We start from the raw sequence: 25,150 nt of genomic DNA, 5'->3' as shown, positions 1-25,150 counted from the left end.
CAATCAAACCCACCCATACTCGGTGGGTTTTCTTTTTCTTCAATAGCAGATTGATATCAGTACAAATTTGTATCAATCACTATCATCACGTATGCTAATTTTATATTCGATAGTTTACAGAACGAGCCTTTATGCAAAGCGACAGTCAGTCCAATCAAAGCACGTCCACTTCAAAAACTATTGCCGCCTCCAGTGCGGATAAGAAAAGCCTCGTGATTTTAAGGGAACTGCTCCAATTTATACGCCCATACAAATGGCGCGTGTTGGCCAGTGTCGTCGCTCTGATATTTACCGCATCCGTCATGCTGTCTGTTGGCCAAGGTGTTCGTATGCTTATCGACCAAGGCTTTGCTCAACAGTCAATTGAGCAACTAAAAAGTGCCGTCGGTTTCATATTCATCATCACGGTTTTTATTGCCATAGGCACCTACGCTCGGTTTTATTTGGTTTCTTGGCTGGGTGAGCGCATCAGTGCAGATATCAGGCTAGCGGTGTTTAACCACGCCATTACATTGCACCCGAGTTATTTCGAAACCAGTGGTAGCGGCGATATTATGTCACGTATCACCACCGATACTACGCTACTTCAAAGTATCATTGGTTCGTCATTTTCAATGGCGCTTCGAAGCTGTTTAATGTTCTTAGGCGCACTGGTCATGCTGTTTGCAACCAACATCAAACTGACCTTGATCGTCCTTGTCTCCGTACCGTTTATTTTGTTACCTATTTTGTTTTATGGCCGACGAGTTCGAAAGCTGTCGCGTAAGAGCCAAGACTCCATGGCCGATGTTGGCAGCTACGCAGGCGAAGCCATTGAGCATATTAAAACGGTGCAGAGCTTTACCAATGAACATCAAGAAAGCCGTTCGTTTGCCCTTGAGGTCGACAACGCCTTTGAGATTGGAAAAAAACGAATCCAACAACGTGCCACCTTAATTGCTGGGGTCATCATCATTGTTTTTGGCGCCATTAACGGCATGTTGTGGGTCGGCGGCAGTGATGTTATTTCGGGAGCCATGACCGGCGGATAACTGGGAGCTTTTGTTTTTTACGCCATCATCGTTGCATCTTCATTGGCGACAATTTCTGAAGTCATGGGGGAATTACAAAGAGCAGCCGGCGCCACCGAAAGATTAATAGAAGTGCTTCACATTGAAAGCCACATACTGCCGCCTTCAAACTCAAATGAAACGACGCCAGCAGCATCATTGACATCGGAAATTCAGTTTGAAGATGTTACGTTTCACTACCCTTCACGGCCCAGCCAAGCCGCCACTCACCATTTATCACTCAATGCAGCCCAAGGAAAAGTTCTGGCATTAGTTGGCCCGTCAGGCGCTGGAAAAACCACCATTTTCGAATTGATGCAACGTTTTTATGATCCGCAAAGCGGTTGTATCACCCTTGGCGGCGTTGATATTAAACAGCTCGATCCAAACGAGCTGCGCCAGCAAATGGCTTTGGTTCCTCAGCAGCCTGCTCTGTTCAGCAACGACGTGTTTTACAACATCCGCTACGGAACGCCAAATGCCACCGACCAACAAGTCATTGAAGCCGCAAAGAAAGCCCATGCCGACGAATTCATTATGCAGCTTCCAGATGGTTACCATAGCTACTTGGGATCACGAGGGGTTCGCTTGTCTGGTGGACAACGTCAACGCATTGCCATCGCTCGAGCTATTTTGAAAGATCCAAGCATTCTACTGCTCGACGAAGCCACCAGCGCGTTAGACAGTGAAAGCGAACATCATGTTCAACAGGCGCTGGAAGAACTGATGCGTGATAGAACAACCATCATCATCGCTCATCGTCTGTCTACCATCCAACACGCGGATCAAATTGCCGTCATGGAGAATGGTACAATTGTAGAGATTGGCGACCATCAATCCTTAATACAAAATTGTGATCTATACCAACGACTGGTCGAGCTACAATTTAAGCACATGCCAACACAGGCAAATTAGACGGCTGAAATGTTTCAATTTCGTGCCATCGCAGGTAAAGTACGCGCAATTGATTAATGAGAAAGGGTGTTATGGCACTCTTTTTTGGCAAAGAACAGAAGAGCAAATAATATGAATGACGAACTCGGTATTATAGACAGCCTTGGCGAACTAGAAGCTTTCATGCTGATGGTTGAAAATGGCGGCTTTGGTTTACAAGGTGTTGAAGGCATTGGCTTGGCAAAAAACAACTCTGACGGTCGCCCATTCATCGCGGTTTTTGATAGCAAGCATAAATTGCTACTGGGTCGCTGGGTGACACAAGAAGTGTATGACAACGGTAAAGACCTGGTTCGCAATGGACCTAAACGCCCACACTAGCGTTTATTGTTTCTTACCATTAAAACGAAAAGCTCATGGTTATTCCCATGAGCTTTTTTAATTGTTCTCGTAGCACATCTAAAACCTTTTCCTTATTTCTATTCAGTTGATTTTCATCTAATTAACAGTACTCAATACGTCAATTTTTGATTCTATAAATTATTCCTTTTGTACTGGACATGATAACCGTTATCAATCAGTATTGATTGTTATGATATAACATTACAATCAATACGAGACTACGATGAATAAAAAATGGATACTTTTATTACTGCTCACCGTTGCAGCAGCCGCAACTTGGTTTATTCAACCTAATTCAAAGCCGACGACACTTGCGATTTCGGGACCTTTTGAATTCAACAGCCAAGATATGTCTAAAGATGGATTCTTATTTTCACGGCTACAAGTTGTCGAAGCGCTTGTCGGCATTAATGAAAACGCCGAACCTTTTCCGCTATTGGCTAAGAGCTGGACCCAGTCGGAAGATGGGCTAACTTGGCGATTTACCATTCGTGATAACGTCAATTTTCATAACGGAACGCCACTAACATCGGAATCCGTCGTTGAGTCCTTAAATAACGCCAAAAGCAAACCTGGGGTCATGCGACATGTACCGGTCCAATCCATCGCTGCAGAAAATGGTGACGTGGTGATTTCGTTAACGAAGCCTTACCGACCACTTCCATCGGTGCTCGCTCATTACACCACGGCGATTGTTACTGATATAGAACAAGATGAAACGGGTATAAAAATAGCCGGTACTGGCCCTTATCAGTTGAAAGAACTCACACCTCCGCACAAAGCCACGGTTTCACGTAACGACGGATACTGGAAAGAGAAAGCCAAGATAGGCCAAGTAAGCTACCTTGCAGGTCACAGGACTGAAAGCCGTACCTTACTAGCACAAAGTGGCCAAGCAGATATCGTATACACGGTTGACCCGGTCAGTATGACGAACTTACAACAAGCCGAAAACTTAAATCTGCATGTGGAATCAATGCCTCGCACCGTTCTTATCAAACTGAACAATGAGCATAAATTCCTCAATCACGCAGACATTCGTAAAGCGATTAGCCTAGCTATCGATCGTGATGGCATCGCTAACTCAGTACTTAGGCTTCCTGGTTCACAAGCCTATCAGTTGTTTTCACCCGCACTTGGTGCGTGGCATGCCGACAAACTTCCAACAAACCAAAGAGAGTTAGCTGAAGCAAAAAGACTCATGCTCTCGCAAGGTTGGGCTCTTAACTCGGAGCAACTGCTGGAGAAAAATGGCGAGACATTCAAAATTCAGTTGATTACGTATTCTGACCGTCCTGAATTACCGCTGATCGCGACGGCGCTACAAGCGCAACTTCGTGAACTCGGTGTCGACATGCAAATCTCAATCGATAACTCGAGCGCTGTACCGGCAAAACATCATGATGGTACGCTAGAGATGGCCCTGATTGCCCGTAACTTCGGAACACTTGCAGACCCGCTACCATTGTTAATGCGCGATTTCGCGACCAAAAAAGGTTCTGGCTGGGGCCCGACAAACTGGGAATCCGCAGAGTTTAGCCAGATCCTTAACCAACTTTCTTCTGAAATGGATCAAGAGCACTACCGCGAGCTTTCAACTAAAGCTGCGCGACTGTTAGCCAATGAAATGCCACTCATCCCTGTGACTTATTATCGCCAATTAGTTGCCGTAAACAAACGGGTAAGCGACTTTACTTTCGACCCTTTCGAGATTAACTACCGCATTTCGGAGATGCAGTTAGATGACTAAAATCTTACTGCAGCGCCTGTACCAAGCGATGTTTGTCGCTTGGTCTGTCGGCACGGTCACTTTTATACTGATGCGACTTATCCCCGGAGACATGGCCTACCGCATTGCGGCAGGTCGTTATGGCTACGATTACGTTACCGCAGACGCCGCGGCGTCCGTACGTGACGAATTAGGCTTGGATAGGTCTGGCTTTGAAATGTACTTCCAATGGTTATGGGATCTTGTTCATTTCAATCTAGGTAATTCACTGGTCAGTGGCGAGCCTGTCATCAATGACATTGCTCATCAACTGGGTCACTCGCTGCTACTCGCCGCCGTTGCAACTTTCATCTCCCTACTCATTGCCATTCCTATTGGCATTTATTGTGGTCAGCGTGCCAATAAATTTGGCGACCAATTTGGCCTGTTTACCTCTATCGCCTTGAAAGCTCAGCCTGTGTTCTTGATTGGTTTGGTTCTGGTGATTGTATTTTCATTACACCTACGATGGTTGCCAGTTACTGGATTTGGTGAAGCCAAGTTTATTGTTCTTCCTGCATTTGCGTTAGCGCTGAGTTTGGCTGCCATGTCTAATCGAATGATCAGAAACTCTACTTTGAATGTACTGCGCTCACCCTACTTTCAATTCGCTCGTCTAAAAGGGCTCAGTCAGGAACAAGCTTTTCAACGTCATGCGCCTTTAAATATCGCTTTGCCCGTGATTGCTTTCATCGCAATTCAAGCGGTCAGTTTGATCGAAGGTATCATCATGATTGAATCGCTATTTTCATGGCCCGGTATTGGTCATGCCCTTTCTCACGCGATCTTCAGAAGAGACATTCCGATGATCCAAGGATCGGCTCTGATTATGGGGTTAATGTTTGTCTTCATTAATACTCTGATTGATTTGCTTCAATATTGGTTAGACCCAAGGCTAAAGCAATCAAACAAACCTGAAAATAACCGCAAATCTAAGGAGGTCGCGGCGTGAACAAGCTTACTTTCTCTCGCTCTCAACGCGTAGGGTTATCCATTCTAGTCATGTTGTTTCTCTTAGTCGTGGCAGAGAAGTTATTTTTCCAAGGTGACATTGCCAAACAACACTTAAATCTAGCTTTTGAAAGCCCAACTTGGGCCGAACCTTTTGGCCGCGATCAATACGGAAGAAGCAACTTTAGCCGCCTAACGAGCGCCATTGGCACATCGATCAGCATGGCGCTGATCAGTGTCACCACTTCCGCCGTACTTGGCTTAATTACGGGCGTGATTGCGGCTTGGAAAGGCGGATGGTGGGATAAGTCTTTGTCTTGGTTGGTTAACATGCTGTTAGCATTGCCAGGTTTGATCTTGGTACTGCTGTTTGGTGCCATGATCCCCGGATCGTTTATGGTGCTCTATTTTGCGATTTCTCTCATGCTCTGGGTCGAATATTTTAGGGTTGTGAGAAGCCGAACCTTGAGTTTACTTGAATCGCCAGAAGTGGAAGCTTCAAAGCTATATGGCTTTAGCATGGTTTATCTCTTTAAACGTCACTTATGGCCATCACTTAAGTATGACCTCTTTACGCTAGGTTGCTTCGGGGCGGGTAATGCCATTTTAGCTCTTGCTTCCATCGGGTTTCTTTATGTTGGGCTTAAACCACCACAAGCAGAGCTGGGCCTCATGATGGTCGAGCTATTTCGTTACTACCACCAAGCTCCGTGGGTACTGATTCAACCTGTTTTGGTTGTGTTTTTATTGGTACTCAGTTTTCATCTTCTTGCAAAAGGGAAAGAGGCATGAGCGTATTATTAGATGTGCAATCGCTTTCCATCTTCGATCAAGATACGGCATTAGTCAGTGATTTGTCGTTTCAATTGAGCCAACATCAAGCGGTCACTATTTTAGGTGAAACGGGCTCAGGTAAAAGCCTACTGGCCCATGCCATCATAGGTACATTACCTGATGCACTTCAGTCGCAAGGCAATATCGTGCTGTTTGACAAAGAGCACAGCAAACGAACCAAATCGGATATTGAAGCCCTGTGGGGAAGAGACTTAGCCGTATTACCACAAGAGCCTTGGTATGCACTGAACCCCGTGATGAATTCCAAAGAACAAGTGAGCGAAGTACATCAATTGGTTCGCAACGATAACCAAAACGCAGAAAGCTTAACCAAACAAGCATTTGCAGGTGTAGGGCTTTCTGCAGACATAGATAAGTACCCGCATCAACTTTCAGGTGGAATGGCACAACGCGTTTCCTACCTATGCGCCACTCAAAGCAATACACAAATCTTAATCGCGGATGAGCCAACAAAAGGGTTAGACATATCCCGTAGAGACGACATCATTGAACAGTTACTCCGTCAAAAAGAAACCGCCTCGGTGATAACGATCACCCATGATGTCGAAGTGGCTCGTCGTCTTGGTGGTGAAATCATTGTAATGAAACAAGGACAAATACAAGAGCGTGGCTCAAGTGATGCTGTACTGAACGCCCCTAAATCCGATTACACCAAAGCGCTCATTCAGGCTGATCCCCAAAATTGGAATACCCTGCAAAAATCGCATCTGAATGAACCCCTTCTCAGTGTAAAAGGCCTGAGTATTACGCGGGGGAGTAAAATGCTGTTTTCTGATCTCTCGTTCACTTTGTCTGAGGGAGAAATTCTGGGTATTAGTGGCGACAGTGGGAGCGGTAAATCAAGCCTTGCCGATGCATTACTTGGGTTACTCCCCGCCAACCAAGGCGTTGTTAAACGTCATCGCGAGCTTCGCGTAGGCCAAGCTCTCAAGTTGTATCAGGACCCTCCTAGTGCGATGGCGAAAAGCGTCTCCCTGCAAGTGTTGCTTCACGATCTCTGTTCACGTCATCAAATTTCGATTGATGAAATAGATCCGCTACTTACGCGGTTAAAATTGTCTAAAAAACTGCTCGCCCGCCCGGCCACTCAAGTTTCAGGGGGCGAGTTACAGCGGTTCGCTATTTTAAGAGCGTTACTGATGAAGCCAGCACTATTAATTGCAGACGAACCAACGTCACGCCTAGACCCAATAACCGCAGCGAATACCTTGCAGTTGATTGTCGAACTCACTCAAGAAATAGGGTGTGCGTTGGTCTTGATCAGTCATGAGCCTCAAGTTCTGTCGAAGACATGTCATCGCATCATTACACTCTAGCTTTAATTAATTTTTAGATACCTAAGTTTGATGGTTTTAGGCGATTTCAGCTAAGCCATCAAACCTTTTCGGCTCCTTTTCCACCCTATTTATTTTCCAGTATCACTTCTATTTTCTCATAATAGGTAAGCTTCCCCCCTTATTACAAACAATTGCATATAGGCAAAATTTCGGCAATTTGGCGATGTATCGAACAAATAATCAGCAGTTAGCAACATAAACACGACAAATGTCAGATTATTACACTTTGGGGGCTTTCATCTGTAACCATGAACTGGTTTACTTGTCACTACTCAGGTGTCATTGATAATTCTAATAACTGTACACATTTATGGACGAAAGTGCGTATCGATGTATGTACATCCTTTTTTAAGACTCTGAGTACAGATGCACACAACACAATATATGGAGATACCGTGGCTACTAGTACTACAAGCACTAAGCCCCGTGATAAATGGGGCTCTAAATTAGGATTCGTTATGGCTGCAGCAGGTTCTGCTGTTGGTCTTGGTAATATTTGGAAATTCCCTTATACCGCAGGTGAAAGTGGCGGTGGCGCGTTTGTTGCCATTTATCTGCTTTTCGTTATCACTATTGGTTTTAGTGTCATGCTAACTGAGTTTGCAGTTGGCCGAAAAACAGGTTTATCCGCTGTAGGTGCCTTTAAGTCTAAAGATCGCCGTTGGAGTTTCATTGGCGTTATTGGCGTAGTCAGCGGCTTGCTCATCATGGGTTTCTACCCTGTGGTTGGCGGTTGGTCTATCGCATACATCTACAAAATCGCAACGGGCTTACTCAGTACGCCTGATGCTATTGGCGATAGCTTTGGTAGCTTTATCTCAAACCCAATTGAACCACTCATGTGGATGGGACTTTACCTACTGCTAAATATCGTGGTGGTTATCCGTGGTATTTCTGGTGGTATCGAGAAAGCGGGCAAGATTTTAATGCCTCTGCTATTCATCATCCTTGTCGTTGTTGCGATTAAAGGGATGAGCCTACCAGGTGCAAGCGCTGGTCTTGAGTTCCTATTCAGCCCTGACTTCTCTAAAGTAGACAGCAGCGTTGTTTTAGCCGCACTAGGTCAAGCATTCTTCTCTCTAAGCTTAGGTATGGGTTGTATGATCACATACGGTAGCTACCTGAAGAAGAAAGAAAACCTAGTTCAAACTACGGCAATGGTTACCGCAATGGACACGGGTGTCGCGATTCTTGCGGGTGTTGCAATGTTCCCAGCAATGTTTGCATTCGGCATGGAGCCTGCTGCAGGCCCTGGCTTGGTATTCGTTGTAGTACCTCAGCTATTTGCTGAAATGGGTGGCATGATTGGCCTTCTATTCGCACTGTTGTTCTTTATTGGACTCAGCGTTGCAGCATTAACTTCTTCTATCTCTTTACTAGAAGTGGTTGTTTCTTACTTAATTGATGAAAAAGGCATGAAGCGCCCTACCGCTGTATTCTCAGCGAGTGCGGTGATGGCGACACTTTGTGTGTTCGCGTCTCTTTCTCTTGGTGGTATCGGTCCAACGCTATTCGGTACGGGTGCGTTTGATATCTTCGACTTGCTGACGGATAAGATCTTCCTAGCTGTGGGTGGTTTACTACTTTGTATCTTCGCTGGCTGGCGTCTAAACCGCGAAGAACTAGAAAAAGAAATCACAAACGATGGTGAAGTGTCATTCCCACTGTTTGGCCTTTGGTACAACTTGGTTAAATACGTGATTCCATTTGCTATCGCAATCGTTGCAATTGCTGGTATTAAGGCTGGCTTCGACAGTGGCAAAGGCGAAATCATGCTACTGGGTATTGGTATCATCGCACTGGGTGGCTTTGCTTCTAAGAAACTATAAGCAAACCAGAACGAATACTTAAAAGGTCCAATCAATTTAGTCAGTTAACATAGACCTGAAGCCCAAAATATAGAGCGAGCACCCATCCGGTTCTCGCTCTTTTTCTTTCTCTATCTACATCTATACGCTGTACTACGGAACCGTATTGTACTGCGGCACGCCTTTAGCAATGACTTCCCATGAGGCTTTAGACCCGACGTAAATATGCCTCGCGAGTTCTATTTCAGGGTTGCCATTAACACAACCTAACGTAACGCCATGCACTTCATCCTGATAAACGCCAACCAACGTAGAGCCGCATTGACTGCAAAACTTTAAACCAAAGCCATGTTTGCCAATGTAAGCCGTGAGTAATGACTCTCCTGATACCCACTTGAACTCACTGGCTTCAACGAGTGCATAAGCTGAAGCTTGAGCACTGAATGCTTTACGACACCGCGAACAATGACACGAACGTGCGTCTTTCAGTTTACCGTCAACTTCGTATTGGATTTCTCCACAAAAACACTCACCGGTGATCATATTATTTTCCTTATCCGTCGGAATGGTTATCAATAGGCTTGATAGAGTCCGAGTCTATAAAAACTGTCTCATGATATGCTGAGGGCCTACTGGGCCACCTTCATATAACTCGTTTGTATCTTCAAAACCGTATTTTCTGTAGCATTCAAATGCAGGCGTGTTCCTACAATTTACGGTTAGATAGAGCGCAACAAATTCAGGGTAATGCGTTTTGGCAAAATCGCCCATTTGGCTTATCGCCTTACCCGCAATGCCTCGCCCTTGGTAGTGGTGATCAATGAGCAGTGCTCGCACGCCTAAAACGTTTTCAGGACAAAACTCGTACTCATCGGAATAAGCGGCATCAAACACAAAAAAGCCCACCACAACATCATTCTCTAAGATCAGGTGTGGCATTTTCGTGTCAGGCAGTGTTGGTAAGAACTCGCCGATATTGTCTACCGTAAATTGCGCTTGTTGTTCTTTCACACTCAACGCACACGCTTCTGCTCGCAGGGCTTGCGTCAATTTTTCAATAATAACCATCTAAACCTACTACTCCCTAATGATACTCTGCCGCAAGTCCGATAAGGCTCTTATTGTTATGAAACAGATAAGCTAAGTGTTACAAAATCCGCCTCATCATTAACCCGTTGATAACCTAGATTTTGGTAGAACTTTATTGCACCGCGGTTACGCCTAAAGCTCGATAAGGTGATTCGCTTTTTGTTTTCGGCGTGGGCTTGCGTTTCAATTTTCGCCATGACGCGACCCCCTATCGCTTTACCCTGATGTTCTTTCAAGATGATCAGCAAGTGAACATGAAAAGCATCTTCATAGGGCTTATAACAGACCAGCCCTACTTTCACTCCGTCTTGATACACCCAAAAAAACCACTCTGGCTGATAGTCATCAATGAGTCGTTGTTTTTGAAAATCATCGTCCCATCCGAATACGGCATCAACATGATGATATAACCCAGCTTTAACAACCGTGAATAACTGAAGCCATTCATCTTGAGCCACTGTTCTAAACTCTAATTGAGTGGACATTTCATCTCCGAAAACTGATTCACCAACAAATTTGTGGGCTAATGGGTCACGCCATTAAGGCTGCTTATCAAACACCTTTACCCCATCAGGAATCGTGTACCAATCTTGCTTTTCACTGACCCAAACGTGTGCGCTTGGTTCAAACAGAGTCTGATCTTCTAGGCCAACAGGCTTTAATTTTAGCTTCAGTACTGATAAATCATCAGGATTAAAATGGTAAACACGATTTCCGCAACCTGGACAAAATTTCGCGCCATTTGTATTTCCGCTATCAGAACTGCGAGACCACTCCTTTAGCTCTCCACGAAACTCAATGGCATCAGCAGACACCAAGGCCGTTACGCTAAATGGGGCGGTCGCAAGCTTTTGGCATTCTTGGCAATGGCATGCGATCACCATTTTAGGTTTCTCTCGTAGTGTGTACGTCAATTGTCCACACTGACACGAGCCTTCCACTTGATATTCCATACTCTGCTCCTGAAGATAACTTAACGAAAAGACTGAAATTGCAAATTCAAACATTCACAAAAACAATCTAAGCCAGCTAAATATTGACACTTATGTCTAATCGCAACAAGTGAACCTCATCTCATTGAAGGAAAGTCTTTGCGGTTAACAGCGGTATCTTGACCATGTCAGGCCTTCCCTCTAAGGCTATTTGTTGACTCTCGATCAGTTTAACCTTAAGATGCATTTAAAATACAACTTTAAACATGTATCATTAAATAACCATAAGAGGACTTACTCATGGCACTTTCTTTCACCAATATTTTCAAAAAAACAGACGACAAAAAAGCGGAAGAAAAACTGGTACAAAACCCAGTATCAAATGAAGAGGCATCTTCTGAAGAGAAAGTAAAAGAAGCGAAAAAACATGGCGAACCCGGTGTATGTTGCGGCTCTTGTTCTTAATGGGATGCAAGAAACTGCACAACAAAACCTCACTCACCCATTGAGGTTTTGTTGTTTTCCTATCAAACAGTCAATCCTACATTCGCACTCGCTAACGGAATAACTTACTATGGAACAAGGAACTTAGATCGGAATACACATAGGTGAGTTAGATACGGGATCTTTCATGATTTTAGCTTCCAAATCAAAAACCTCTAACAACAGTTTCTCATTAAACACTTCATCCGGTTTCCCCTGAGTGATCAATTCACCGCTTTTCAGTACCACCAAATGATCGCTGTACCGACACGCCTGATTGAGATCATGTAGCACCACGATGATCGTTTTCCCCAATCGATTCAGTTCTTGCATTAAATTCATCAATTCCACCTGATGAGACAAATCCAAATACGTAGTGGGCTCATCTAGCATGACAATGTCCGTATTTTGAGCGACAACCATTGCTATCCAAGCTCGCTGCCTCTGCCCTCCTGAAAGCGAATCCACTGGACGATGCGCAAATTCCAGCACGCCAGTTTGCTCCATTGCTTTGGCCACATGTTGATGGTCTTCATCTTTAAGCCCTACCCATCGCGATATGTGTGGAGAGCGTCCAAATTCCACCAATTGCTTAACGGTTATCCCTTCCGGGCATTCTAAGATTTGCGGCAATAGCGCAATCTTGGTGGCTAACTGAGCATCAGGGTAATGTGCGAGTGCCCTCCCTTCTAATTCGATAGAACCCTGACTTAACGGATTAATTCGGCATAGTGCTTTGAGTAATGTCGATTTCCCGCAACCATTTGGGCCAATCAATGCGGTAATTTTGTTTTCTGGAATAGCCAAAGACAAACCGTCGATAATGGTTGTTTGATCGTACTTGATGGAGACATTATTTACGTTCAGCATTACCAGCCCTTATATCTACGCAATAAGAAAATGAAATAAGGAGCACCGATAAGAGAAGTCAGTACCCCTGCTGGCAATTCAACAGGTGGTTGAATGCCCCGAGCTAAACCATCTGAGATTAACACCAATAAACCGCCGACCATCGCAGCACAAGGCAGCAAGCGCTTGTGATCATGGCCAACAATGAGCCTAGAAAGATGAGGAGCCAATAGGCCAACAAAACTGATGGTTCCGCAAATAGAAACACTGACGCTGGACAAAACCACCGCAACACTTAACGCCGTGACTTGAACTCGTTTCGGTGTAACACCTAATGACGTCGCGTTGTCTTCACCTAGAGACATCACGTTGAGCTTCCATGCTAGCCACCATGCGGCGGGCACAAGAACCGTGAGCGCTACCATGATGTAAGGAACTTGCTCCCAATTACGTCCCCATAAACTGCCCGTTAGCCAGATCATGGCGGTATTGATTTCAATGGGATGCACAACCAACAAGAAATCGATCATGCTGCCAAGAAAAGCACTGATTGAAATTCCAATTAACGCTAAGCGAGCCGGTGTTGGTTTAGACAAACGAGTAATAAACCAGATAACAAGAGCAGCAAACACTCCTCCACTCACCGCCGCTAACGGCAAGTAGCTATCAGGAGCATCAGGCATAACAACCAATAGACCCGTAGCAAACAGCCCGGCACCGGCACTTATCCCCATCAAATCTGGTGACGCAAGCGGATTACGTATCACCCCTTGTACAATCGCACCCGACAAACCAAGGCCTGCACCAACTAAAACCGCCAGTATCAGCCTAGGCAACCGGTATTGATTGACGATAAAGTCATGTTCACCGCCATCTAAAAGCGTCGTTACAACCTCAGAATACGTCAGGTTCGCTGCGCCTATAAATAGACTCGCAACCGCAACGACGATCAAAGAGCCAAGTAATATCAAAAACGGATATCGCCTCATATTTTTTTATTCCGCGCAGCCAAGAAAATAAAAATCGGCGTACCAATCAGTGCTGTTATCACCCCAACCGGAGTTTCAGCAGGAAATGCCACGCCTCTAGAAATCGTATCTGACCAACTCAACAGTGTTGCGCCAAGTAAAGCGTTGAAAGGAATGGATACATGTAAATTCTGACCGATAAGAGGCGCGGCGATATGCGGAACAATGAGCCCAACAAACGCAATCGGCCCCGCGATAGATACACTGGAAGCGGTGAGTAATATGATGGCAACGCACGTCAGTAACTGTGTGCGCTTTACATTGATCCCTAAACTTATTGCAACATCAGACCCAAGCGAAAACAAATTGAGGGATCTTGCGTTAAACAAAGCTAACGCGAACCCAACAACACTGATCGGCCACAACTTATGCCACTGTTGAGCATCGATCGATGAAACTGAACCTGCGAGCCATTGTATAACGCTGTACGCCATGTCATCCGCAAGGATCACCGACGCTCGTGTTAGGCCAACCAACAAAGCATTAATTGCAATGCCAGCTAAAACCAACTTAAGAGGTAATGGTTTTTTAGAAAAAAAACCACCTAATAACAACACAAGGAACCCACTAGAGACCGCGCCAAGCGCCGCGACCGTCAGGGTTGGCAGCGAAGCCAAAACAGGAAACCCAACACTGCTTAATGCCATAAAACACGCAGCGCCCGCGTTTAATCCGAGTATGGATGGTGAAGCCAATGCATTTGAAGTCAACTTTTGCATCAGCAAGCCGGCCACCGCTAAGTTCGCACCAATTAACATCGCGCTATAAACCCTTGGCGCTCTTAGAGTGCCAATGATTTGCTGTTCCATACTGGATGAATCAAAAGAAAAATAGAATTGATACAGGTGATCAACGGTTAACTCGAAGCTTGACCAAGCAATCATTGAGGAGATAAAACCAGCAAACATTAAACTGGCTGTGATCGTCACAGCCAGTTGTGTTTTTAATTGATAACTCATGGATGTTTTACTTAATGAGCAATTGTTCGAGATTTTGCGCTATGCCCTCTGCTGCCATCATTCCGCGATTCAGCGACCATAATTCTGGTGACACATAAACCGTTTGTTCCGTTTTCGCCGCTTTTAACATGTCGTACAGTGGGTTCGTTTTCCAATCATCAACCACGGTGTGGTCTTTGTAAGGGCCGAGTAATAACCAATCTGGATTGACTTTAAGTAGTTGTTCGAAGCTCGTTGGAATATAGGCCTTTTCTGTTTGCCCAGGAATAGGACTCGCAAGACCCAGTGTAGAAATTACCCCACCAGCATAAGAAGCCGGGCCATGCATCCACATCCCTTTGTCTGTCACAACCGCAAATTGGATTGAATCTTTACTGGAGAACAGCGCTTTATACGTCGCCATTTTGGATTTATGTTGCGCAATTCGAACTTTCATTTGCGCTTCTTTGTTCAGTGCGACGCCAATGATTTGCGCTGCTTCTAAATTCTCTAGGTAGGTTTCGCCACGGCTTTTTAAAATCAATGTCGGTGCAATGGCTTTTAAATCTTCATATACCGCGCTATGACGCTCTGCATCTGCAATGATGAGATCTGGCTTTAATTGAGCAATGGCTTCTAAACTTGGCTGCGATCGCATACCGACAGATTGCCACTCATTAATGATCTTGCGTACTGCAGGTATCACTCGTTCCGATTTTTTGTCATCGGCGATTCCAACAGGCGACACGCCGACCGACGCCAAGGCATCAACAAATGAATATTCAAGGGCGACCACACGTGTTGGCGTGCCTTCTATCGTTAATGTTCCTAACTCATCTTTTACTGTACGAGCGCCAGCAAATGACGCCGATGCAAAAACCACACACAAACTAATATACGCCGCAGCAACCAGATTGAATTTCAATCCCTTTGAAAACATAACCAAGCACCTTAAAATGTAACAAATTATAGATGCAGACCATACATTTAAAGTAAATGATAATCAATATCATTATTGCTTTCTTAAACCTAAACACAGCGAGCATTGACTAAAACGCATAAACTGAAACAATAAGAAAAATTGATACATTGAGCTTAAGTATGGCTATGCATTTTAAGGGAATACCTACCAAACCAATTTATTGGCTAATCGGTAGCGTTTTAGCATCTTGTTTCACCAGCACCTCCGTTTCTGCCGACATCTCGTCCACCCCTATCATCGGCGGCGTATTCAGTTCGAGTAATGTGCTCAAAAACCAAGTGTTATCGTCACTCAATTACTCAACGACCTTAAGCCGTGATGCCACCCTATTTACCCTCGCAGGCGTGACGCTAGACACTTACATTCTGTCTTTGCCTCTTGACGTCAAAACCAAAGCGCGTGTGATCGCTCAATTATCTAACCCCACATATTCCATTCCTTTAGGGTACTTTCTATATCACTATTACGATCGTTATAGCGGCTTAGGCAGTGAAGACGTCTTCAAACAATACCTATCAACGGTCTATGACGAGCAAGCATTAAAAGGCTTTGAACATAGCCTGTATCAATTTGGTGAAAAGGCGTCAAAGCCTGAGCATCCAAACGAAGCCAAAGGCCACCATGAGGGCATCCAGGTTGATCAGCAGTTTATCGCTAATATGGTGGTGATCTACGATGCGTTGTTTGAAATTGGTGTTTGGCAAGATATGGATGCCTTACCCGAGTCCTATACCTACTTGACCACTAGCCCTCACGACCTTGACATCATTAACAAGATTCAACCTATTATTGTCGGGCTCATCAATAAACAGGCTCAGAGTATGGATGAGGGGGACATGAAGCATGCCCTTCTTGCCATTGCCGAAGACGGCAAAAAGGAAAACGCCAACAAACCGAATAACAAAGCGCAAGCGCTAACGGTCACCTTAATTGACTTCGTTCGATTAAACTTGCTAAAGGCCTATCGCCAATTCGTATTCCAAGATGAGCGAGAAACTGCGCTTAACCAATGGATGCAAGATGCTTTTGACGAGACACCAGACACCCTTGTTGGGTTTTTACGCTCTCAACAAAACAGACGTTTTGCGGTGCAGATAACCGTCGATGGTCTACAGCAGGGTCTCATCGAAGGTCTGGTTGATCCAAGCGCACCTTTTATATCGCTGGCAAATCAGAATCATCAGCAAAGGCATAACACCAAACCAAAACACGAGAACGTCATCGAACCTCAACATGAACAGCAAGTTCGCTTCATGGGAATTTTAGCGGAGCAAACGTATAACGACCCACACTATTTACCCTATTTGAAACGCCTTTACCGTGACCACAAAGCCAACATTTCTCGCGTTGGAATTTCATCAACGCCAACCATTAGCGTGCGCAACCTACCCATAATTAAGACAGGAGCAAACGTGTCTGGCAAAGGGGGCACTGGCATTCCTAACTTCCACTTTGTCGACCGTGAAATTGACCGCGCTTACTATTTCTTCGGCAACGATGCCCTGCAGCTCGATGTATTAATGGCTGATAACCAAGTCCAAACTATGTTTGAACGATTGGATTATCTAAAAACGCTGAACTGTAACGGACAATACGACTGGAATGCGCACACCACTTATGATGGCTTGGTCAATCTAGGGCTTGGAGAGTCGCTGCGAGACTATGGTGAGAAGCGCTGTGTTAAAGAACTACAGCAACGGGCTAAAGTTGAACAAGCATTGAAGCAAATGCGCTCTGCATTAATCAGTGACATTCAAACCTATCAGTCTATTTCTGGGTTCGATCTGTTCACTAAATTCGCTAAAAAAGCAGAAATTGAACAATCTATTAAGCGCTATGCCGAGCGAGATGGCCATGGCATGCCAGACTTCACTTTAATCTACAATCCTTGGCCTGACCATTTTGCGCATTTTACAGGGCCATTTAGCGATGAGATATTAATGCCAACCGGTGAACTTAATCGGCTCGATTACTGGCTAACGCAAATAGAGCAAACCTATCGCGATGCGGGTGTATACAATACAACTCTGTGGGGAATGGCCGGAGATCATGGGTTAACTCCCGTGTTCTATGCCCTTAATCCAGAAAAAGAAGTGCTCACCCAACTTCAAGCGGAGCTAGATTATCCAATCGTGGTACAAAAAATTTCATCTGATGAAGGAGAAGGCCCTAAAATCACCAACGCGTTAGACTACCCAAGTTTAAAACACGTAGACGTGGTTGTCGCTTCAACGGCAGGTGGTAACTTTATGATGGATTTCTTTAATTCTGAAAGCGGCTGGAAAGTTCAACCTGTGTATCACGAGTTAACAAATTGGTCTCCTATCGCGGCACCTGAAGGTCAACGTATCGATATTATTGACCAAATCAGCGCTCGTTTGCCCGATTCACTGGATTACATGGTCGTAAGGGAAAGTCGCTGTGACGCCGACAATTGTGAAGTACGAATTATTGGTAACCGCGATACCCAACGTATCGATGAACTGATCACACGAAACGGTGATAAGTTGTTCTATGAATCGGCTCAAAATAACCAACACACTGAGCTACTCAGCCTACAACAGCTTAACCCTTACTTACCCAAACCAAGCGATGCAGATTTTGCACAATACTCAGCTCTGATCGATAAGTGCATTAACCGCGCGACCAAGTCCGATATCTACTCTTGGTGTAGTACTCAGGAATGGAAACAAGTCACTCGGTTAACGCCAAGACCTGACTCCGTCAATCAGCTGGCCAATATTTATTTGGAAGATCGTGCCGGTACGGTCAATCTATTTCCCAAAGCAGGCATAGGTTTTAATACCAAGGTGCCAGGGCGTCACGCTGGGGAAGATTATTTAGAAAAAGATGCATTCTTAGGGTTCTGGGGAGCACCGATTGGCGTTAATTCAACACCGCTAACCATAGAAGAAAACGGTTCACTAGCACCGACACTGTTTGAGTACCTAACAGGAGAAACCGTCATCTCCGGAGAAAACGGATGGGGCTTCCCCTCTCTGCTTGATAAGTTGGATATTCCTCACTCCAGAAATTAGTATCCGCCTAATATGGTAAGCTCGCAAAAAGTAAGCTCGAACATTGTGAGCTTACTTTTCTATCAACCAACACTCCCACCAAAAGCGAGTAAAATACCAAAACAGGCAAGTAACACGCTGGAGAATTGGTTGAATCTTCGGCTCGCATTTTTACTGGTCACGACTCGGCCTATTTTTGCGCCTAAGATAGCGTACATCGCCAGCACCCCGCCGACGGACACCGTTGAAGTCAGAATAACCAACATGACATCCGACTGGCTGAGTGAAGGCACATCAATAAAAATTGGAAAGAACACCATGTAGAACAAAATGGCTTTCGGGTTGGCAATAGCAATAGCGAACCCCATTAACAAACTGGATGACCACGCCCCTTGTGTAGAATTGGCTTTTTCACCTTTAGTGATGGGTTGCTGCCACGCTTTATATGCCATCCAAAACAAATAGGCGACACCTGCATACCTAAGAGCAACCGACCCTTGGCCGATCATTGAAGACACCATTGCCAAACCGGAAATCGCAAACAGGATAAATACATAATCCGCGAATAACACACCAAAAGTGGTCAGCAAACCATGTTTAGCGCCTAAAAGTATTGAGCGCGAGGTCACAGCAAACACACTGGGGCCTGGGATAAATGCGGATATGGCCATCGCGCTGCCTAGGGCAATCATTACGCTAAATGTCATGTCTCTTCCTTATTGACATTGAGTGGATAAAATCAGCAAAGAGAGGCATCCCGCCCCTCTGTTAGCCAAACATCAACTTTGTGCAAACTGCTGAAGTTCATCTCCAGTCATTCGGTAGATAATCCATTCGCTTTGCGCTTTGGCACCGATCGATTCATAAAACTCAATCGACTTCTGATTCCAATCAAGCACCGTCCATTCAAATCTTCCACAATCACGTGCTACCGCTATTTTGGCTAAGTGCTTCATGATTGCTTTTCCTGCCCCTACCCCACGTTTGTTTTCAGCCACATACAGATCTTCTAGGTATAAGCCATATTTACCCAACCATGTAGAGTAGTTAAAAAAGTAGACTGCAAATCCGATGGCTTCACCATCATGCTCACAAATCAGCGCCTCGGCGTGAGTTTCTTCACCAAACAGCTTATCTTCTATTTCTTTAACACTATTAAGTACGGCATCAGGTTCTTTTTCATACACGGCCAAATCATTAATAAACTGTAGAATAGCGCTTGCATCCGCCTTTACAGCGCCGCGAATCTTAATCGTCATATTTCCCTCTGTTCTTGACTGATTGAGCGTCCAGTGTAAGCTGAATAAACTAATGAATGAAATGCATTGTATTGAAGTGCTAAATGAAGGTGATGCATGGGTAGTTTTAATAATCTCGACCTTAACTTACTTAAAGTCTTTGCTGCTATCTATCAAACAGGCTCGGTTACGCAAAGCGCAGATCAACTAAACCTAAGTCAGTCCGCTTGCAGCCATGCTCTCACCCGATTAAGAGAGCGACTAAATGATGAGCTGTTCATTCGAGTGGAAAATAAAATGCTGCCGACCGAGTATGCTCGTCATCTAGCTCCAAATATTTTGCCAGCCTTGGTTCAACTCAACCAAGGGCTCGAATCTTCACGGCCGTTTTGTGCTCAAGACAGACACGTATTTCGAATTGCCGCCACGGATTACACATCGTGGTGTATGCAACCCTTTCTCTCGTCAATAAGCCAACATTACCCGAACATTGATATTGAGTTTCTTCAGCTAGAGCAACGCTTGCCCGTAGAGGAATTAAAGCAAGGTGATATTGATTTGGTGTGTGGTTTCTCTCATCAAGAAGAATCGAACGAAGCGTTAGAGCATCTCATTTGGTTTGAGGATAAATACGTAAATGTTCGCTGTCAGCAACACCCAGTTCAAGATGCACTAACGTTAGAGCAGTTTTTAGTTTTCCCGCACGTTTTGATTACGCCATGGAATGAGCCCCGTGGCATCATTGACTTTTCATTGGCTCAGATAAAAAAGAAACGACGTATCGGACTCAAAACAGCCAGCGTATTAGCCGCTCCTCATTTCGTCATTGATACCCCTAATTTATTATCGATACCGAGCCGATACGCAGATCACGTTTGCCAAACACTGCCACTGATTACTGATGTACTGCCTTTACCAGTACCTAACTACCAATTGATGCTTTACTGGCACAGAACCTTGTCAAAGTCACCAAAGCTAGAATGGTTTATTCAGCAGTTTTCTGCGTTTCATCAGTCAAACCTAGTCAGCATGCAAACATAGCGAAGGCCAAACATAGAGAATGGCCAAACTCGCTATTTCAAGGTTTTAGGCGGGTTCTCGCGTAAGACCTTAGCCGGGTTTCCTACGCAAATGGTATTGGATGGTAAATCTTTAACTACAACGCTTCTCAAGTCACTTGGGATGCCTGTTCCAATTACCTGAGGGGTGTAGGCCTGAGAGTTAGATACCCTCCACTGCCGGCCTACATTTCCATGATGAATTCAAATGTACCGAGCTCATCAAATGGCGCTTTAAGTTCTTCTATAGTGCTAATGACTCTTTTTTCCTCATGGTTCAGTGATGTGTATTCTGCTAACTCGTCAAAATCACTTAAAAAAACTAGTTTTTTAGTTGAATTAGCTAATTTCCTTGTATATGAAGAAATATCCACATAATCATATGATAATAGTAATTCAGCTAACTCGCCTCTCTCAGGCTGCAAACAGTTATTGAAAGACTTCATACTCAAATATGATAATATCAAGGGTTTTCTACCCAGAATCTCCTTTAAGTGCTTTAGATCCTTTCCTGAAAGTAAAGGCATCTCTTTTTTGCTATTACAAATAGTAATTTTTTCTGAGTACGTTACTATTTTTTCATTTAAGTACGTAAAATGGAAATCATCAGAGCTCAATGTTGGTAAAGAGACAAAAAATGAAAAGCAAGTGATAATAAAAAATATCAACCTCATCATATTTTTCACCCCATATATATCGATTTACAGAATGTGTATTCTTTTGGACTACCTTGATACTTTACTACTTGTTTAAGTGCTTCTATTACATTTATACCTACAGTATCTTGGATCTGCCTGATTCCCTTTGAGATTTCTTTACAAAACGTAACACTCCCTATCGCTGGGCATTTCCTCATCGTTATATTACCGACCAAAATTAAGACAATTTAATAATAAACTGAGCTTAGCCACAAATAAAACAGAAGTCCTATGCAATCTTAACCTCCACGACAGATATCACCAAATACTCACTCCAATCAAATAGACAAGCGACGTGCTATCTTCAGATATTTCAGCAAGCTATACAAAAATATTGAGTAAACACATCAACTTGATGTTTTTGTTGTATGCGACTTGTAAAGTACTCCCACTTAGCTATTGTTTGGCTTTAAAATGTCTCAACCAACTACCAATGACCGAAAGAACAAAAATAAGAAGTGATGAAAAAAATCCATGATAAAAATATCCCTCTCCTTTTTCATCTATTACTCCACCCCTAAAAGATGGATCTGAATACATGTCGTAAACCCCAAAAGCCATAAACAAAGCAACAATCAAACTAATATAATTAATAAAACGGACTTTATATGAAAGAAGAAAAAAAACTAAACCAATGACGATACTCGTGATCCAAAAGTTCCCATATGATGGGATCTTATCCGCCATTTCTGCATGACAAATACTGGGAACGATAACTAACAAAAGACAGATAACCTCCCTCATTCCACTACTTCCAATTCAATTTTGATTTGACTAGACTTAATATAGCTAAGTATTTTATCAGTTTGCGTGTTACCAAAAACTCCTCCCCCGATGTCGATACAGCCTGCAGAACCTTTCATATCGCCACCATGCAAGAAAAAGTTGTCCCTTCCATACGTTTTAGTTGCTGGTTTGGGATGAAGTCGTACACGCCAATCCCCCCAATCTCCTTTCGAACGCCTCGCCAAATCACCAATCAAGTTCGGGTCACTCACTTCTTCCGGTTTGATGTAGTATACTCCTATCGGAAGAGGCCCTTCAAATGACTTAGCCTGACAAGCTTTCGAACCCTTACCCAAACATTCACCACGCCCACTTGTCGCATTAACAACAATAGACAAACAAGGTGTAACTAAAGACAATTTGCCATTTCCAATACTAAATACAATTTTCATTCTTTCATCCACCCAATAATACTATTCAGTGATGAAAATACCGTCTACTGGCTAAAGGTAAAGAAAGATAATCATATGGTTGAATATCTTTAGAGTCACGTCGCACTGCCTTTGCAAGTACCTAATTACCAATTGATGCTTTACTGGCACAGAACCTTGTCAAAATCACCAAAGCTAGAATGGTTTATTCAGCAGTTTTCTGCGTTTCATCAGTCAAACCTAGTCAGCATGCAAACATAGCGAAGGCCAAACATAGAGAATGGCCAAACTCACTATTTAGAGGTTTTAGGCGGGTTCTCGCGTAAGACCTTAGCCGGGTTTCCTACGCAAATGGTATTGGATGGTAAATCTTTAACGACAACGCTTCCTGCCCCTACTACGACATTATCACCAATGGTGACACCGGGACACACAGTGACATTCGCGCCCAGCCAAACATCATGACCTAAGCGGATCGGTAATGCGGACTCAAGCCCACTAGAGCGCTCCGTAGGATCTAACGGGTGAGTGGCGGTTGCTATCACGACTCCTGGGCCTAATAGACAATTATCACCAATGGAGATGGTATTGCAGTCTAAAAACGTACAGCCGTGATTGGCATAAAAGTTCTGACCTAAATGAATGTTGTAGCCATAATCACAATAAAAAGGCACGTTTAGGCTGGCATTGGTCTCGTATCCCAGCAATCGGCTTATTATCGCTCCGCGATTGCTGTTTATTGGGTGGCTCTGGTTTAACTCATAGCACGCACTTTCCGCACTTGATCTATCGGCACTAAGAGTGCAATCCGAAGGGTCATAGTTTAGGCCAGCCAACATTTTTTGTTTTTCGTTCATGATTCACTTCTTGAGGTTAGAGTCATACAAAACATAATCGTAAAGCCGAGTATATCGTTTTGTAACCACACCAAAAGAGGTGACATTCTAATTTTAAGTCATTTTACTCACAGACATGACATTGATATCAAAATACAAGCGCCTCATGAATGACACGTCATGTTTTATTTGACCAAATAACCCCTGTAATGGTTAGGCTCACTCCGCACACAATGGCAATCGATAGAGGTTCATCAAAAACCGGAATCGCTAACATCGCCGTAAGACACGGAGAAATAGACCCCATAATTGAAGCGCGTGCTGATCCGAGTAGACCCACCGCATAGGAATATCCAATCGTTGCCAGCACACCAACCCCCACACCCTGAACTAAAACAAATGGCATCGCTTCTTGTACCGAGAAGCTTCCCCAATGAGTCGCCACGGTATCAGTCAAGATTAATGCTAATGTGATAAAAAAAGATGAGTACGACAGGATAATAGCAACCGAAAATGCACTTATTCCCGCTCGTTTGATCCCTACCGTATAAATAGCCCATAGAACGCTCGCACTGAGCAATAAGCCAACACCAGTGAGCATTTCCGCAGATCCATCGCTCGAGTTACCTATCACCATAGTTACAACACCAAGTAATATCAGCGACAAAGTGAAGGCCCGTTTTTTAGAAACTTTCTGACTCAAAAAGAAATGGCCGATCATTGCGACAAACAGCGGCGGTGTGCCCGCTAATATTGTGCCTACATAGGCGGTAGGCGCACTTTTTGCCCCTAGCGAAGCTAAAAATAAAAATGGAACCCCACCCACTAAAAGCAATAACGCATCAGATACACGAACTCTCTTTAATTCATGGATGTTGGCGAAAACAAAAGGCGTTAAGAGAATCATAGGCACAGAAAAGCGAATTAACGCTACGTCTGCGATTGCAAGCGGCGAAGAACCGATGGCGCGCACAGAAAGAGCAAAACCAGACCAAACGAGCAAAACGGCCGCCATTACCATATACCCATTCATCAAAGGGGTTATCGCACTTCGATTCACTTTAGTTGTGAGCACGTTAGTTGTGAGCACGTTAGTTGTGAGCACGTTAGTTGTGAGCGCTTTACTTGTCTTTTCCATCTAATGACTTCCTATGCCTTCTATCCTATCTAATATTATTCATCAATACAGGCGCATTTAGCTGGCAAAATTAACGCCATTACTTGCAATTGGCAGTGGAAAAGATTAACTTTTTAGTATTATTTAACGGAAATCGCCAAAAGGAAGTTATGGATAACATAGATCGTCGTATTCTAGAGGTTCTTCAAAAAGAGGGACGCATTTCCACGGCTGACTTGTCTGAACGAGTGGGATTATCGCCGTCGCCTTGCGCAAGACGCTTAAAACGTCTTGAAGACGAAAACTACATTGAAGATTATCAAGCGAATTTGAGTAAAGAACGAGCCGGCATCGCGATGACATTTTTTGTTGAAGTGAGCCTTAATAACCACCAAGAAGAATCGATTGCGAATTTTGAACAAGCGTTGTCGGAAATGAAAGAAGTCATCAACGGCCACATCGTTTCAGGTGGTTATGATTACTTATTAGAAGTTGTCAGCCCAAACTTAGCGGAATATGAAGCCTTTACTAGAAAACTCCACAAAATTACAAGCCTCAAAGACATTCGTACCCACCTATCGGTAAGACAAGTGGTCACGAAAAAATCACTGCCAATTTACCGATAGCAGCGAGTCTCTATGCTTCTGTTAGGCCTAAGTAGTGC

At 44.1% G+C, this 25,150-nt stretch carries 25 protein-coding genes and 1 pseudogene; 11 read left to right on the top strand and 15 right to left on the bottom strand.

All coding sequences use genetic code 11. The features are described 5' to 3' along the window. The first annotated feature begins 131 nt into the window (after positions 1-131). The 7 genes and pseudogenes from VTAP4600_RS22850 to VTAP4600_RS22820 all read left to right on the top strand — a co-directional run bounded on the left by VTAP4600_RS22850 (position 132) and on the right by VTAP4600_RS22820 (position 9,085). Positions 132-1,964 (top strand): annotated as a pseudogene (locus tag VTAP4600_RS22850) (ABC transporter ATP-binding protein/permease). Between the two features lie 111 nt (positions 1,965-2,075). Next, positions 2,076-2,324 carry a hypothetical protein gene (locus VTAP4600_RS22845; RefSeq protein WP_102525506.1) on the top strand — a complete coding sequence of 83 codons (249 nt, stop codon included), beginning with the start codon at positions 2,076-2,078 and terminating at the stop codon, positions 2,322-2,324. 244 nt (positions 2,325-2,568) lie between these two features. Continuing rightward, on the top strand, positions 2,569-4,095 hold the full coding sequence (locus VTAP4600_RS22840) for an ABC transporter substrate-binding protein (RefSeq protein WP_102525019.1): 1,527 nt from the start codon (positions 2,569-2,571) through the stop codon (positions 4,093-4,095). Continuing rightward, a complete protein-coding gene (locus VTAP4600_RS22835; protein WP_102525018.1) occupies positions 4,088-5,065 on the top strand; it encodes an ABC transporter permease in 978 nt (325 codons plus the stop codon). Before VTAP4600_RS22840 ends, VTAP4600_RS22835 begins: the two co-directional genes overlap by 8 nt. 50 nt (positions 5,066-5,115) lie before the next feature. Continuing rightward, positions 5,116-5,856 (top strand): ABC transporter permease, encoded by a 741-nt coding sequence (locus VTAP4600_RS22830; RefSeq protein ID WP_102525505.1) that lies wholly within the window; start codon positions 5,116-5,118, stop codon positions 5,854-5,856. Continuing rightward, positions 5,853-7,235: an ABC transporter ATP-binding protein gene (locus tag VTAP4600_RS22825; RefSeq protein ID WP_102525017.1), complete on the top strand. Its 1,383-nt coding sequence runs from the start codon at positions 5,853-5,855 to the stop codon at positions 7,233-7,235. Before VTAP4600_RS22830 ends, VTAP4600_RS22825 begins: the two co-directional genes overlap by 4 nt. A gap of 416 nt (positions 7,236-7,651) precedes the next feature. Then, positions 7,652-9,085, top strand: coding sequence for a sodium-dependent transporter (locus tag VTAP4600_RS22820; protein ID WP_102525016.1), 1,434 nt, complete (start codon positions 7,652-7,654; stop codon positions 9,083-9,085). 132 nt (positions 9,086-9,217) lie between these two features. Here VTAP4600_RS22820 and VTAP4600_RS22815 read toward each other — a convergent pair whose 3' ends face one another. From VTAP4600_RS22815 to VTAP4600_RS22800, 4 genes are read right to left on the bottom strand one after another with little or no spacing between them, the layout of a single operon-like run. Then, positions 9,218-9,607: a GFA family protein gene (locus VTAP4600_RS22815; protein WP_102525015.1), complete on the bottom strand. Its 390-nt coding sequence runs from the start codon at positions 9,605-9,607 to the stop codon at positions 9,218-9,220. A gap of 54 nt (positions 9,608-9,661) precedes the next feature. Beyond that, positions 9,662-10,132, bottom strand: a complete 471-nt coding sequence (locus VTAP4600_RS22810; protein ID WP_102525014.1) for a GNAT family N-acetyltransferase — start codon at positions 10,130-10,132, stop codon at positions 9,662-9,664. 56 nt (positions 10,133-10,188) lie between these two features. Beyond that, the gene (locus VTAP4600_RS22805) at positions 10,189-10,638 is read right to left on the bottom strand and encodes a GNAT family N-acetyltransferase (RefSeq protein ID WP_102525013.1); all 450 of its coding nucleotides are present in this window, start codon (positions 10,636-10,638) and stop codon (positions 10,189-10,191) included. Positions 10,639-10,692: 54 nt separating this feature from the next. Then, positions 10,693-11,106, bottom strand: coding sequence for a GFA family protein (locus VTAP4600_RS22800; RefSeq protein ID WP_102525012.1), 414 nt, complete (start codon positions 11,104-11,106; stop codon positions 10,693-10,695). 279 nt (positions 11,107-11,385) lie between these two features. Between VTAP4600_RS22800 and VTAP4600_RS22795 the strand changes: the two genes are divergently transcribed. Further along, positions 11,386-11,550 (top strand): CCGSCS motif protein, encoded by a 165-nt coding sequence (locus VTAP4600_RS22795; protein WP_102525011.1) that lies wholly within the window; start codon positions 11,386-11,388, stop codon positions 11,548-11,550. Positions 11,551-11,673: 123 nt separating this feature from the next. On the opposite strand, the gene fecE is transcribed toward VTAP4600_RS22795, so the two are convergent. The 4 genes from fecE to VTAP4600_RS22775 are packed head-to-tail and all read right to left on the bottom strand — an operon-like array spanning position 11,674 to position 15,323. After that, positions 11,674-12,438 (bottom strand): Fe(3+) dicitrate ABC transporter ATP-binding protein FecE, encoded by a 765-nt coding sequence (gene fecE, locus VTAP4600_RS22790; protein ID WP_102525010.1) that lies wholly within the window; start codon positions 12,436-12,438, stop codon positions 11,674-11,676. Next, positions 12,438-13,406, bottom strand: a complete 969-nt coding sequence (locus VTAP4600_RS22785) for a FecCD family ABC transporter permease (protein WP_102525009.1) — start codon at positions 13,404-13,406, stop codon at positions 12,438-12,440. Before VTAP4600_RS22785 ends, fecE begins: the two co-directional genes overlap by 1 nt. Continuing rightward, positions 13,403-14,404: a FecCD family ABC transporter permease gene (locus VTAP4600_RS22780; protein ID WP_102525008.1), complete on the bottom strand. Its 1,002-nt coding sequence runs from the start codon at positions 14,402-14,404 to the stop codon at positions 13,403-13,405. The genes VTAP4600_RS22785 and VTAP4600_RS22780 overlap by 4 nt, the downstream gene beginning before the upstream one ends. A gap of 7 nt (positions 14,405-14,411) precedes the next feature. Next, positions 14,412-15,323 (bottom strand): Fe(3+) dicitrate ABC transporter substrate-binding protein, encoded by a 912-nt coding sequence (locus VTAP4600_RS22775; RefSeq protein WP_102525007.1) that lies wholly within the window; start codon positions 15,321-15,323, stop codon positions 14,412-14,414. Between the two features lie 161 nt (positions 15,324-15,484). On the opposite strand from VTAP4600_RS22775, the gene VTAP4600_RS22770 reads away from it, so the two are divergent. Continuing rightward, the gene (locus tag VTAP4600_RS22770) at positions 15,485-18,403 is read left to right on the top strand and encodes an alkaline phosphatase family protein (protein ID WP_415239691.1); all 2,919 of its coding nucleotides are present in this window, start codon (positions 15,485-15,487) and stop codon (positions 18,401-18,403) included. 62 nt (positions 18,404-18,465) lie between these two features. Here VTAP4600_RS22770 and VTAP4600_RS22765 read toward each other — a convergent pair whose 3' ends face one another. After that, positions 18,466-19,089, bottom strand: a complete 624-nt coding sequence (locus VTAP4600_RS22765) for a LysE family translocator (RefSeq protein ID WP_102525006.1) — start codon at positions 19,087-19,089, stop codon at positions 18,466-18,468. Between the two features lie 72 nt (positions 19,090-19,161). Continuing rightward, positions 19,162-19,641 (bottom strand): GNAT family N-acetyltransferase, encoded by a 480-nt coding sequence (locus VTAP4600_RS22760; protein ID WP_102525005.1) that lies wholly within the window; start codon positions 19,639-19,641, stop codon positions 19,162-19,164. A gap of 96 nt (positions 19,642-19,737) precedes the next feature. Here VTAP4600_RS22760 and VTAP4600_RS22755 point away from each other — a divergent pair, with 96 nt between their 5' ends. Continuing rightward, a complete protein-coding gene (locus VTAP4600_RS22755; protein WP_102525004.1) occupies positions 19,738-20,661 on the top strand; it encodes a LysR family transcriptional regulator in 924 nt (307 codons plus the stop codon). A gap of 202 nt (positions 20,662-20,863) precedes the next feature. Here the strand turns inward: VTAP4600_RS22755 and VTAP4600_RS22750 are convergent, their stop codons facing one another. The 5 genes from VTAP4600_RS22750 to VTAP4600_RS22730 all read right to left on the bottom strand — a co-directional run bounded on the left by VTAP4600_RS22750 (position 20,864) and on the right by VTAP4600_RS22730 (position 24,507). After that, the gene (locus VTAP4600_RS22750) at positions 20,864-21,355 is read right to left on the bottom strand and encodes a hypothetical protein (RefSeq protein WP_102525003.1); all 492 of its coding nucleotides are present in this window, start codon (positions 21,353-21,355) and stop codon (positions 20,864-20,866) included. Between the two features lie 417 nt (positions 21,356-21,772). Continuing rightward, positions 21,773-22,099 carry a hypothetical protein gene (locus VTAP4600_RS22745; RefSeq protein WP_145958608.1) on the bottom strand — a complete coding sequence of 109 codons (327 nt, stop codon included), beginning with the start codon at positions 22,097-22,099 and terminating at the stop codon, positions 21,773-21,775. 17 nt (positions 22,100-22,116) lie between these two features. Further along, positions 22,117-22,554: a tlde1 domain-containing protein gene (locus VTAP4600_RS22740; protein WP_102525001.1), complete on the bottom strand. Its 438-nt coding sequence runs from the start codon at positions 22,552-22,554 to the stop codon at positions 22,117-22,119. 272 nt (positions 22,555-22,826) lie between these two features. Continuing rightward, on the bottom strand, positions 22,827-23,390 hold the full coding sequence (locus VTAP4600_RS22735; RefSeq protein ID WP_102525000.1) for a sugar O-acetyltransferase: 564 nt from the start codon (positions 23,388-23,390) through the stop codon (positions 22,827-22,829). 157 nt (positions 23,391-23,547) lie between these two features. Further along, positions 23,548-24,507 carry a DMT family transporter gene (locus tag VTAP4600_RS22730; RefSeq protein ID WP_197708675.1) on the bottom strand — a complete coding sequence of 320 codons (960 nt, stop codon included), beginning with the start codon at positions 24,505-24,507 and terminating at the stop codon, positions 23,548-23,550. Positions 24,508-24,656: 149 nt separating this feature from the next. Here VTAP4600_RS22730 and VTAP4600_RS22725 point away from each other — a divergent pair, with 149 nt between their 5' ends. Beyond that, positions 24,657-25,112, top strand: coding sequence for an Lrp/AsnC family transcriptional regulator (locus tag VTAP4600_RS22725; RefSeq protein ID WP_102524999.1), 456 nt, complete (start codon positions 24,657-24,659; stop codon positions 25,110-25,112). Positions 25,113-25,150 lie beyond the last annotated feature (38 nt).

The organism is Vibrio tapetis subsp. tapetis (assembly GCF_900233005.1).
In the GTDB taxonomy this organism is placed as follows: Bacteria; Pseudomonadota; Gammaproteobacteria; order Enterobacterales; family Vibrionaceae; genus Vibrio; species Vibrio tapetis.
This window is presented reverse-complemented; position numbering and strand designations above follow the sequence as displayed.